Here is a 12092-nt window from a genome sequence, read left to right as displayed (position 1 = left end):
CAATAACGGCAGGAAAGGGTTTTGAGCAGGTGAAGGCACATGACTTCCAGTCTTGCAATCCTGTGGAAGCCATGGTAGTAAAAACTTCGTTGTGGTGGGCTTCCGGATTCGTTCGGTTGGCCACGGAAAAGGCCCGGAGGTTTCGGCTCCGGGTCTTTTTTTTTGTCAAAAACACTGGGTACGGTGAATGTATATCAGGAAGACCAGAAAAGTACACGAACCAGATGCACAAGAGGAAGGAGATATATTTTGCTTCACAAAAGGGGAAGTAAATAAAGAAGAAAGGAGGGTCTGATCACCGCCCTGGGGGTCCTATTTCAAAAGCCTTACCTGGGTCCGCTTTTGGCCGCCTTTGACATTGTAGCTCCAGATGTGGGAGGACTGAGGGAAATTATAGCCTGCGATCTGGACGGATTCCTATTGACAGATCATGTTCCGGAACTTTTTGCAGGAAAGTGTGTGGAATTATATAAAGATCATCAGTTAAGAAAAAAAATTGGAAATGCAGCCAGACTAAAAATTATTGATCAATTTTCAGTTAATCACATGGCAGAAGGATATTATCGACTGTATAATAAAATTTTGACTTCTTCGTATTAATACATTTATCTGATATGAATATCTCGATTTGTGCTTATTATTAATATTAATACATGAAAATATATTATTTAGTCTGGTAGAAAAAACGAGAGGCAGTTGCAGCTGCCTCTCGTTTTTTTCTCAATAGATGAAGATTGTTCTCAAATCAATCCCACGTTATCTTGAGGATAATTGAAGATCAGATGGAGCTGGCAAACTGCTGGTCTCTTCCTCCGAGTTCGGCGGCACATATCCTTCATATACGGTTATTTCATCAAGATATTGATAGAACCCCTCATCTCCTCTTTGATCAGGTAGAAACCTGATATCCTTTACAGATGTATCGTGCCCATCGACCAACTTAAGATCAGTTGCACGAAATACAAGATTGTCATTTAGCCATACAGTATATTCTCCATCATATGTACTGTCATTTGATGGATATTTAATATGAACTCTTAAGTTATACCATTTGTTGTTCTCTACCCATGGAGACATCTTCACAGCTATATGCGACTCATCATTTTCCCCGTCGCCAATAGCCGTATATGTTCCATCTCCATTACTTTTGGCATAATATGAACTATAATCTTTTCTGTCATAGACTATGTCTCCAAATTCAACAGTAGAAACACCACCTGATCTAGAATAAAAATAAGAATCAAAATGATGTGAAAGTATAGAACCAATGGAATACGTAGAGCTATCCGAATTGTTGTAGACACGAAGAGATTTTATATTTGCCCCGGCAACAGGTAGATCACCGTCGCCTCCCGTAACATGTATCTTTTCCCAATAGTTTATAGTTACTTCCTCTGGATAGTCATCGACAAAATGAATGGTTATGGGTGTATAGGCATGCCCATCTCTTGCATCCGAACGAGCGCAGTAGCTTCCATCTACACCTTCTTGGGCCAGATCCCTTTCGGAGCGTGGATCCGTACTATAGTCCAGCCCATAACTTGCTGCTGCACTTTGCCATCTGTCCAGTTCGTCTCCAGATCCGGTGTCGAAGTCGCATGAAAACAGAACTTTATTTGCCTCTGCTGGCGAGCTGAGCGGTGAAAGCAGAATCAAAGAAAAGAGCGTAAGCACGCAGATAGGGAATATAGTTTTGCGTTTCATTATGATCTCCCAATAAGTGAACTTGTTATGAGTGTTGTCAGGGATATCGTCTATGTCTTCGACACAGGTTTGGAGCCACGCCTGCAGTGGCTCCAAACCTGTCCACGGCGGAAAATAATTTTCCGCACTGCCTTAGTACGTTATGCAAAAACTATGAAACATTCTCCTTATTAGTACACATCACGTGCGACAATTCCTACCTCAGCAGCGCTGGCCCAGGGATTGCCGTTGACTTCCGAGAGGCCGACCAGCTTAACGTACTGCCCGGTCTTCCCGGAAAAGGTGACCTGTTTTTCATTTTCTCCGGCTTGCCAGGAACCGCTGCTCACTGGGCTGCCCCAGGTGTAGCCGTCCTGGCTGACGTAGATCTCATAGTCCTTGATCATCCCGTTCTCATAGCCGTCCTGCCGGGGCAGGTAGTGCAGGCCAACAACTTCCCGGGATGAGCCCAGATCGAGGATGATTTCATGCGGATAGTCCGGTTCGGCGTAGTCCCATTCTGTATGCCAGAAGGTATCCTCATTTCCGTCAGCTGCGTTTCTGGCCGCTCCGTCCTCCCCGTATGTTTCCTCGCTGTCTGCCGAGAGAACACGGAGTTCATCCTGCGGAACCACTTCGGCAGAACCGCTTTCCTCATCTGAGCTGTCATCAGGGGAGGTTGTATCCCCAGACTCATCAAACCCGTCGTCAGTACCAGAGCCCGCGCTGAGAACGGTAATTTCCGCAGCGCTGGCCCAGGGATTGCCGTTGACCTCCGAGAGGCCGACAAGCTTAACGTACTGCCCGGTCTTCCCGGAAAAGGTAATCTGTTTTTCATCTTCTCCGGCCTGCCAGGAACCGCTGCTTACCGGGCTGCCCCAGGTGTAGCCGTCCTGGCTGACGTAGACCTCATAGTCCTTGATCATCCCGTTCTCAGAACCGTCCTGCCTGGGCAGATACTGGAGTCCCACGACTTCCTGTGCGGACCCCAGATCGATGACGATCTGATGGGGGTAATCCGGCTCGGAGTAGTCCCATTCTGTATGCCAGAAGGTATCTTCATTTCCGTCCACGGCGTTCCTGGCCGCCCCGTCCTCGCCGTTGACTTCCTGGCTGTCCACGGAAAGAACGCTCAGCTCGGACTGGGATATGGTGTCTCCGGACGAACCCTCAGTCGTTGAATCATCATTTGAGTCAGAGCTGTCCCCGGTATCTGAGGATGTATCTTCTTCTGCCTCGGTTCCCAGGAGAGTGATCTCCGCAGCGCTGGCCCAGGGATTGCCGTTGACCTCCGAGAGGCCAACCAGTTTGACGTAACGGCCCACCTTGTTCTCAAAAGTCGTTTGGCTTTGTTCAGCGGCCGCAGTCCAGGTCCCAGTCTGTACAGGATCGCCCCAATTGGACCGGTCCGAAGTCACAAAGATTTCGTAGTCGGCGATCATGCCGTTTTCGCTTCCATCCTGGCGGGGAAGATAGCGCAGACCAGAAACATCGTATGTGCCCCCGAGGTCGATAACAACCTCATGGGGATAGTCCGGTTCGGCATCGGACCATTCTGTATGCCAGAAGGTGTACTCATCCCCATCTATGGCATTGGCCACGGCCCCGTCCTCGCGGGCTGTTTCTTCGCTGTCGGTGGATAGGATGCGCATTTGGGCCTGGGGAACCAGCTCGATGTCCGAGTCGGCCTGGAGTGGGTCTGATCCCTGAGATACTTCTTCGCCGTCCTCGGTGCCGTCCCCATCCGTATCTGCTGAGGTTGGGTCGGTGTCATATGTGTTCACTTCTTCGCCGTCAGTCAGGCCGTCCCCATCTGTATCCGCAGTATCGGGATCCGTCCCGTGCGTTTCCTCCTCGGAATCCGTGAGCCCGTCTCCGTCCGAGTCCAGGCTGTCCTGATCATCTGCTGATTCCGGGACATTGTAGTATACATGGCTGGAAAAATCACTCTCGTTTCCGTCAGCATCAAAGCTGGTGGCCGTGAATCCGTAGATTTGACCTTCTTCCAGCCCGGATATCGTGCATGTTGTCTGATCCCGGTCGGTAACCGTCTGATCCTCCTGGACCGTATAGGAAGTTCCCGAGGGACCGTAATAGATATTGTAGCCTTCGACTCTGCTGTCATTGACCTTGTCCCAGGAGAGCTGCACAGATGCGGCATGGCTCCCTGATGAAGCAAGGAAAAGGACCGGAATAGCGAGTAGCGCAAGGTAGCGCCTCATGTTTGATTTGCGGACTACACAGTGAGTACTGAACATTCTTGCCTCCAATAAAGATTTCATCAACTCCAGACTGCAGGGAGTGTGGTGGTCTCGCTGCATGACTGGCCGGCCTGGAACCAACTAGCTGAACAAACAGACGATAAAGAGATGCTTGTCCTCCACTTGTTTACGGTTGTGTCAAGAACACCGACCTTGTCGGCAGGTACAAAACCACGCCGGCGCCTTGCCAGCAAAATGCAGACCAAGATATAATACACTGGAAAAAATGTATTATTTATATTATCAAATATATCGAAGTATTATAAATAAAATAATAATATCGAAGGCTTGTAATGGTACTCTCAGACGTATGGGCAGGAAAAAAGTCGGCTCATTGACTGAGGGTCATGTCAAGAAAGTGAGACGATTAAAAGTAAAGGGGAGGGGGAATGGCCAAGATAATGATTTAATAAGAGATTTTGAGGGATAAACTCAAGTAAGTGCAGGCAACCAATCAAGGTCATCCGGCTGACTCTGTTTTCTGTCCACGGCTTTGGTGCCTTGATGAGGAGTGAGGTGGTATTGGCTCAGGGGCGTTCCTAGTCAGGGCATGAAGGCCTGATCCTTGGTGTTTGATGGGGTTTCGTGCCAGTTCCTATATGTCGGTGTGACAATCAGGCTTGGGCGGTCAGCAAAAGGGCTTGACATCCGGAGCTCAAAAAATTACCACAGTTCTTCAACGGGACGTAGCGCAGTCTGGGAGCGCACCTGAATGGGGTTCAGGGGGCCGGGCGTTCAAATCGCCCCGTCCCGATTCAAAGAAAAAAGGGGGATGCGATTGTATCGCATCCCCCTTTTTTTGGGGCCTATCCACGCTTTTTACCTGCACTTTCTTTTATTCCCTTTTTGTGCGGCACGGCAAGCAAAAATTTTTCCCGCTTATCTTCCATTGCACCTTATCAAGAACACGAATAATATAGTCATGTTCTACGTTTTCCAGTAGCTTGTTTGTTCCTGAATCACCCCACTTTTTGCCCTCATGAGTGAGCTTATTCCGTCGGATACCCTGAACCATAGGCAACTAAGGATACAATGTGCACATATTGGAACATCGGGCCCTGCGGGGACCCAATTATTACAGCCGGTATTTAACAATATTCATGCGCCTGGATATCGGCGATCTTGAAGACCGGCCAAGCGATCAGGTCCCGGGAATAGCAGAACGGCTGCAAAAACTTCTGCCCGGAATCTATGAGCACCGCTGCTCAGTGGGTGAGCGGGGCGGATTTTTGCAGCGGGTCCATCGCGGGACCTATGCCGGACACATGGTTGAACATGTGGCCATAGAGCTGCAGAACATAATCGGCTTTTCAGTGGGCTACGGCAAGGCGGTGGACACCAATGACCGCGGTATTTACGTGGTCCTGTACCGTTACCGCGACGAGGCCTGCGGCCTGGCCGCTGGCCGTGAGGCTGTTCAGATCGTGGACTCCCTCTACCGGGGTCAGGATGTGGATATGGTCGCTGTTGTCGACAGGCTCAAGGAAGTCCGGGATGCGAACATGCTCGGACCATCCACAGCCTCCATTGTAAAGGCCGCCTTGGCCAGGGACATTCCGTATTACCGGCTGTCTGAGGAAACCAGTTATATCCAGCTCGGCCAGGGAGTGCTTCAGCAGCGGTTTCAGACCACAGTGACCTGGAAGACCGGGATCATCGGACACACCATTGCCGACGACAAGGACTGGACCAAGCAGATCCTCAGGGACGCGGGCATTCCTGTCCCCCAGGGGTGGGTCTGCTATACTTATGATGAGGCGGTGGAGGTTGCTGCAACAGTAGGGTATCCGGTGGTGACCAAACCGCTCAGCGGCAATCACGGACGCGGGATCACGACCAATATATGCAATGAAGCTGAACTGCGCCAGGGATTCGAGGCCGCCCTGCACCACCATGAGTCAGTGGTGGTGGAGACCTCTATCAAGGGCGAGGACCACCGCCTGCTGGTCATTGACGGCAAGCTGGTGGCAGCAGCCCGGCGGCGCCCGGCCCATGTCCAGGGCGACGGCCGGTCTACGCTCAAGGAACTGATCGACAAGGAGAACGCGGACCCGCGCCGGGGAGTGGGGCATGAAAACCTGCTGACCCAGATCCACATCGACGAGCAGACCGAGAGGCTGGTGGAGCAGGCCGGGCTGAGGTTTGACAGCGTGATCCCCAAGGACGAGATCGTATGGCTGAAAACCACGGCCAATATATCCACCGGGGGAACGGCCACTGACTTGACCGATGACGTGCATCCGGAAGTGAAATACGCGGCCGAGCGCATGGGTCGGCTGATAGGACTGGACATCATTGGTATCGATCTGTTGGCCGAGACCCTGACCAAGCCTCTGGAGCAGCAGTCCGCCGGGGTGGTCGAGGTCAATGCCGGGCCCGGCTTCCGCATGCACCTCTCGCCCACACACGGCCAGGGGCGGCCGGTGGGCGAGGCAGTGGTGGATATGCTCTTTCCGGATGGCGGAGACGGCCGGATCCCGATCACGGCCATCACCGGGACCAACGGCAAGACCACGACCACCCGATTGACCGCGCACATGCTGCGTCAGGCCGGGCGGCAGGTGGGCATGGCCTGTACAGGGACCATTGAGATCGACAATCACATCATCATGCGCGGCGATTACAGCGGACCCCTGGCCGCCCAGACCGTGCTTAGGGAACCAACCGTGGATCATGCGGTGCTGGAAGTCGCCCGGGGCGGCATCATGCGCCGGGGACTGGGGTTCGATGCCTGCGACGTTGGCGTGTTGCTGAATATTGCCAGCGATCATCTGGGGGAACGGGATATCCACACCCTGGACGAGCTCGCCCGCTGCAAGACAGTGGTTGTGGATGCGGTCAAGCCCGAGGGGTTCTGCGTTCTCAATGCAGACGATGAGCGGGTCATGGACCAGGGCACGTACTGGTCCAGGGGGCGGATCATCTATTTTACAATGGATCCGGACAGGCCAGCTCTGCGGGAACATGTGGCTGCCCACGGCATTGTGTTCACTGTCAAAGACGGCTGGATCGTCATGTGCCAGGGCCAGGTGGAGGCCCAGGTGATTGAGGTCAACGACGTGCCCATCGGCTTTGAAGGGCATGCACCATTTAACATCCAGAACGCCATGGCCGCCGCGGCAGTAGGCCATGCCCACGGGCTGAGCCTTGGCGATATCCGTATGGGGCTGGCCACCTTCCATCCCACACCGGGCCAGCTGCCGGGGCGTACCAACCTGATAGAAGCCGACGGCATCCGCTGCCTGATCGATTATGGCCACAACGTACCGGCCCTGCAAGCACTTGAGCCTCTGGTCCGTGGACTGGGAACGCAGGGGCGTATCGGTGTGGCCAGCGCGCCCGGCAATCGAAGGGATGAGGATCTGATCGAGCTGGGGAAACAGCTCGGAAGCATGCTGGATGCACTCTTTGTCTGTGAGTCAGATCCGCGGGGACGCCAGCCTGGCCAAGCGGCGGAATTGATCCGAGGCGGAGCGTCCAAGGCTGAAACAGAGTGTCAGGCCCGGGTGATCATGGATGAGTATGAGGCTGTTGGATTGGCAATGGATAAGGCCTGTGAAGGGGATCTCCTTCTTTTGCTCATAGACGACATCCAGGGCACCATTCAGCGTCTCAAGGGACGCAGCTTCCGCACCGAGGCCCCGATCACTTCGTAATCTTGCCCGGCCGAGCGGGATCGGACCGCCCGGCTGATGACATGTCTTCTTGCGCATATCCCGCATACAAGACCTAAGCGCATCATACACGCCCTGTCCAGCACTTGCCGGAGGAGAAAGGAATATGAAGAATGTTTTTGTTGTTGGTCTCAACGACCTGAATGCCCAGCGGTTGAAACGGCTGCGCGGTGTGGATGACGTCGAGTTTCACGGCCTGCTCGACCCGGCGATCGTCTATGAGACGGAGAGCTTTAACATCCCGGCCATGCTGGAGGTTGCGGAACGCCAGCTTGCGGAATTTGACGGCACGGTGGATGCCATCATCGGTTACATGGATTTTCCGGTATCCACCATGCTGCCGCTGCTGTGCGCCAAGTTCGGCACGCGTTCGACGTCTCTGGAGAGCCTGCTCAAATGTGAGCACAAATACTGGAGCCGGGTGACCCAGGCCGAGGTGATCCCGGAGCATATTCCGGCTTTTACGGCATTTGATCCCTTTGACGACCAGGCCCTGGCCAAGATAGGGCAGGCCAATCTGGCCTTTCCGTTTTTTGTCAAACCTATCAAGTCGTCAGGCTCGCGTCTCGGGTTCCGGATCGATAACCCGGAAGATTTTGACTACGCCATGGAAAGATTCCGGGCCGAGATCGATTCCATCTCCGAACCGTTCAACTTTGTCCTGAACCAGATTGATCTGCCGGAGGAGATACGGGCTGTTGACGGCGGTTTCTGCATGGCCGAGCAGGTCATAGGCGGGCGGCAATGCACCCTTGAAGGGTATGTGTATGAAGGCGAGGTGGTACCCTACGGGGTCGTGGACTCCATTCGTTACCCCCAGGTTTTGAGCTTCTTTTATTATCTGTATCCTTCGAAATTGCCTCAGCATGTGCAAAACAAGATGGGGGATTTGGCCAAAACCATCATGAACCACGTAGGTTATGACAATTGCGGATTCAATATCGAGTTTTTTTGGGACGAGGTGCAGGACCGGATTTGGCTTTTGGAGATCAACACCCGGATAGCGCAAAGCCACTGCGATGCCTTTGAGAAAGTGGACGGGGTGAGCCATCAGCAGGTGACAGTGGACTTGGCCCTGGGGCGAAGACCTGATATGCCACGGGGCGAAGGCGGATATGGAGTGGCGGCTGAGTTCTTTTACCGGGTGTTCTTCAAAGACGCTACAGTGGCCCGGGCGCCAAGCCCGGAGGAGGTTGAGGCTGCCGCAGCCAAGGTCCCGGGCACGACCATAATCCCTCAGGTCAGAGAGGGCATGCGGCTTTCCGACCTGCCTGAGCAGGATTCCTACAGTTATGCTGTGGCCTGCATCTGGATGGGAGCGAACAAGCAATCGTCGCTGCTTTGGAATTACGAGCGGGTGCTCAAAGGCCTGGAATTTGAGTTTGTGGATATTGAAGAGTAGGCACTCGTACCCCCCATGCCTGCGCCTTGGCGGGCATGGGGGTTGTATAAGACGCTAAGGACGCTGATCCTTTGTTCAGATGCTGAAGACATGGAAACTCAAAGCATAGGAGATGTACATGCAGGAGGTGGTCATTGTCAGCGCGTGCCGGACAGCGATCGGGACATTCGGCGGGACTCTCAGGGATGTGAACGGAGCGTTTCTGGGCAGCGTGACCATGGGGGAAGCAGTCCGCAGGGCGGGGATCGATCCAGAGATAATAGACGATGTTCGCTACGGCTGCTGCATGGAACACCACAATACATTAAATGTCACCCGGGTAGCCGCCTTGATGGCCGGCATTCCGGAGTCGGTCCCCGCGGCGACTGTGAACCGGGTCTGCATCTCCGGAATGGAAGCCGCCCTTTCCGGCATGGCCATGATCCAGGCCGGGATGGCCGATGTGGTTGTGGCCGGCGGCATGGAGCACATGTCCGGGGTGCCGTATGCCCTGTCCGGGGCCCGGTGGGGCTACAGGCTGCAGGACAACACTGTGGAGGACGCCTTGATTCATGCCCTGCACGCCGGGTCTCACCTTTTGCCCTTGGGGGAGGACGCGCCAGTGGATCTGACCACGTCCCCGGGAAAGGATCTGCTGGGCAAGCCCTACATCATGGGCCATACAGCCGAGTTCGTGGCCGACAAATACGGCTTGACCAGGGAGGAGATGGACGAGGTCGCCCTGCGCAGCCACAACAACGTGCAGCGGGCGAATGAACAGGGCGATTTCGACCAGGAGATCGTGCCCGTGGAGGTGCCCAGGCGGAAGAAGGATCCCATTGTCTTTGCCAAGGACGAGCATTTTCGTCCCGATCTGAGCATGCAGGACCTGGCCAAGCTGCCGCCGGCCTTTCTTCCCAAGACCGGAAAGGTCACCGCCGGAAACGCCAGCGGGATCAACGACGGCTCTGCCGGGATGGTCATCATGTCCGCTTCCAGGGCCAGGGAGCTGGGGCTTTCCCCTCTGGCCACCATCAAGGCGGTGGGCAAGGGGGCGTGTCATCCCTCGGTCATGGGCCTGTCCCCTGTGCCCGCGGTCCAGGATCTGGTGGGAAAGAGCGGCTACGAGATCGCGGACTTTGATCTTGTCGAGCTCAACGAGGCCTTTGCCGCCCAGTATCTGGGCTGTGAGCGGGAATTGGGCCTGAACCGGGAACGCACGAACATCAATGGATCCGGGATAGGCATCGGCCATCCGGTGGGGGCCACAGGGGCCAGGATCATGGTCACTTTGACCCATGCCCTGCGCAAAAGCGGCAAGAATTTGGGGCTGGCCACCCTGTGCGGAGGCGGAGGGGTGTCCATGGCCTGTGCTTTGGAGATCAACGGATAGATAGCAGACGATGCATAAGGCCATCTGGGAATCTGGCATAAAGAGCGTGTCAATCTTCCTGGAAAGGTGATATCTCTCCATGACCATTCCTTTTTTCCAAAACACGGCCCGTCCCTGGGAGCCCTGGTGGAGCATTGGGCGCTACCTGCTGCTTGTAGGCGTTATTATCTGGCTGGCGGGCCGCGGGGCCGAAAATCTAGGCTATAATTGGCAATGGTATCGGCTTGATGATGCCGTGCTCTGGTTCCAGGATGGCCGCCCGCGGGCCGGACCACTGCTCATCGGTCTGGCCATGACCTTAAAGATTTCCGGTGCCGCTTTGATGGTGTCCCTGGTGCTCGGGCTGGCCACCGCCCTGTTGCGCCTCCTGCCGTCCGCCGTCGGCCGCTTGCTGGCCAGGGTCTATCTGGAGCTGGTCCGCAATATCCCTTTGCTTATCCTTATTTTCTTTATCTACTTTGTCCTGGGGCCCTTGTTCGGTCTGGGCCGTTTTGCCTCCGCAGTCCTGGCCCTGAGCCTTTTCGAGGGGGCGTACGTTTCGGAGATCTTCCGTGGAGGCATCGTCTCCATCCACCGGGGGCAATGGGAGGCGGCATACAGCCTGGGTCTCTCCACCTGGGATATGTATGCTCGTGTGGTCCTGCCCCAGGCCCTGCGCCGCATTATCCCGCCCTTGACCGGGCAGGCGGTTTCCCTGGTCAAGGATTCGGCTCTGGTCAGCACCATATCCATCTACGATTTGACCATGCAGGGGCAGGCCCTGGTGGCTGAAACCTTTCTGGCCTTTGAGGTCTGGTTTACAGTGGCCGGGATGTATCTGGTGCTGACCATATCCCTGTCCCTTGCAGCCCGGGCCCTGGAACGCAGGCTGGCTGTGCGCTATGCCGGATAGTCACTCAACCATGGACTCATTGCAGTTACATCATATTATGCATCAGGCCAAAGACGCAGATCAGGCAATTATCCAGGCTACAGGGATCTGCAAGCGCTTTTCGAACGGGGTTGTGGCCTTGGACGGCGTGGATATGCAGATCGAAAAACAGGAGGTTGTCGTGGTTATCGGGCCCTCCGGGTCGGGGAAATCCACCCTCCTTCGCTGCTTGAACGGATTGGAGACAATCGATGCCGGATCAATCGTCATCGACGGCATCCCCCTGGACCGCAAGGCCAAGAATCGTTTGCTGATCCGCACCGAGGTGGGGATGGTCTTTCAATCCTTCAATCTCTTTCCCCATATGACTGTCCTGGACAATATCACCCTCGCCCCGCAAAGGGTGCGCAAAATGCGCCGCGGCCACGCGGAAGAGTTGGGCATGAGTCTCTTGCAGAAAGTGGGCATGGAGGATAAATACGATACGTTTCCAGCCCAGCTCTCCGGAGGCCAGCAGCAGCGGGCGGCTATTGCCCGGGCGTTGGCCATGCGCCCGGCAGTCATGCTTTTTGACGAAGCAACCTCGGCCCTGGACCCGGAGATGATCGGCGACGTCCTGCAGGTGATGAAGGACTTGGCCCGGGAAGGAATGACCATGGTTGTGGTCACCCATGAGATGGGGTTCGCCCGGGAGGTCGGGGATCAGGTCATCTTCATGGAGGACGGAAAGATCGTGGAGCAGGGTCCGACCGAGCATTTTTTTCAGCACCCGGACCATGAACGGACCCGGCATTTTTTAAGCAAAATTCTCTAAGCACGGAGGAGGACT

The 12092-nt window shown here is 54.9% G+C and carries 8 protein-coding genes and 1 tRNA gene; 7 read left to right on the top strand and 2 right to left on the bottom strand.

The window, feature by feature from the left end; genetic code table 11:
• On the top strand, window positions 1-272 hold a 272-nt coding region (locus N902_RS20230), incomplete at its 5' end, for a hypothetical protein (RefSeq protein ID WP_027371059.1).
• Between the two features lie 484 nt (window positions 273-756).
• Here the strand turns inward: N902_RS20230 and N902_RS19740 are convergent.
• Together N902_RS19740 and N902_RS0111515 are read right to left on the bottom strand one after the other, a co-directional pair.
• A complete protein-coding gene (locus N902_RS19740) occupies window positions 757-1704 on the bottom strand; it encodes a hypothetical protein (protein WP_153304202.1) in 948 nt (315 codons plus the stop codon).
• Between the two features lie 170 nt (window positions 1705-1874).
• Window positions 1875-3905 (bottom strand): discoidin domain-containing protein, encoded by a 2031-nt coding sequence (locus tag N902_RS0111515; RefSeq protein ID WP_161635181.1) that lies wholly within the window; start codon window positions 3903-3905, stop codon window positions 1875-1877.
• Between the two features lie 719 nt (window positions 3906-4624).
• On the opposite strand from N902_RS0111515, the gene N902_RS0111510 reads away from it, so the two are divergent.
• The 6 genes from N902_RS0111510 (at window position 4625) to N902_RS0111480 (ending at window position 12077) form a co-directional block, all read left to right on the top strand.
• Window positions 4625-4698: transfer RNA gene (locus N902_RS0111510), tRNA-Pro, on the top strand.
• A 280-nt stretch (window positions 4699-4978) separates the two neighbouring features.
• Complete coding sequence (cphA, locus tag N902_RS0111500) at window positions 4979-7600, top strand: cyanophycin synthetase (RefSeq protein ID WP_027371057.1); 2622 nt, start codon at window positions 4979-4981, stop codon at window positions 7598-7600.
• A gap of 124 nt (window positions 7601-7724) precedes the next feature.
• Window positions 7725-9020, top strand: a complete 1296-nt coding sequence (locus tag N902_RS0111495) for an ATP-grasp domain-containing protein (RefSeq protein WP_027371056.1) — start codon at window positions 7725-7727, stop codon at window positions 9018-9020.
• A 118-nt stretch (window positions 9021-9138) separates the two neighbouring features.
• Window positions 9139-10392 carry a thiolase family protein gene (locus N902_RS0111490; protein ID WP_027371055.1) on the top strand — a complete coding sequence of 418 codons (1254 nt, stop codon included), beginning with the start codon at window positions 9139-9141 and terminating at the stop codon, window positions 10390-10392.
• A gap of 79 nt (window positions 10393-10471) precedes the next feature.
• Window positions 10472-11284, top strand: coding sequence for an amino acid ABC transporter permease (locus N902_RS17590; protein ID WP_034622630.1), 813 nt, complete (start codon window positions 10472-10474; stop codon window positions 11282-11284).
• Between the two features lie 37 nt (window positions 11285-11321).
• Entirely contained in the window at window positions 11322-12077 is a 756-nt protein-coding gene (locus N902_RS0111480) for an amino acid ABC transporter ATP-binding protein (protein WP_027371054.1), read from the top strand.
• Window positions 12078-12092 lie beyond the last annotated feature (15 nt).

The sequence above is a fragment of the Desulfovermiculus halophilus DSM 18834 genome (assembly GCF_000620765.1).
Lineage (GTDB): Bacteria > Desulfobacterota > Desulfovibrionia > Desulfovibrionales > Desulfothermaceae > Desulfovermiculus > Desulfovermiculus halophilus.
Note: the sequence above shows the minus strand (reverse complement) of the source record. Positions and strands in the feature narration are given on the sequence as shown.

What these genes read in the sequence shown, in the direction of transcription:
- N902_RS17590 (WP_034622630.1), top strand. Translation starts at nt 10,472, where the DNA reads ATGACCATTCCTTTTTTCCAAAACACGGCCCGTCCCTGGGAGCCCTGG.
- N902_RS0111490 (WP_027371055.1), top strand. Translation starts at nt 9,139, where the DNA reads ATGCAGGAGGTGGTCATTGTCAGCGCGTGCCGGACAGCGATCGGGACA.
- N902_RS0111480 (WP_027371054.1), top strand. Translation starts at nt 11,322, where the DNA reads ATGCATCAGGCCAAAGACGCAGATCAGGCAATTATCCAGGCTACAGGG.
- N902_RS0111515 (WP_161635181.1), bottom strand. Translation starts at nt 3,905, where the DNA reads ATGAGGCGCTACCTTGCGCTACTCGCTATTCCGGTCCTTTTCCTTGCT.
- N902_RS0111495 (WP_027371056.1), top strand. Translation starts at nt 7,725, where the DNA reads ATGAAGAATGTTTTTGTTGTTGGTCTCAACGACCTGAATGCCCAGCGG.
- N902_RS19740 (WP_153304202.1), bottom strand. Translation starts at nt 1,704, where the DNA reads ATGAAACGCAAAACTATATTCCCTATCTGCGTGCTTACGCTCTTTTCT.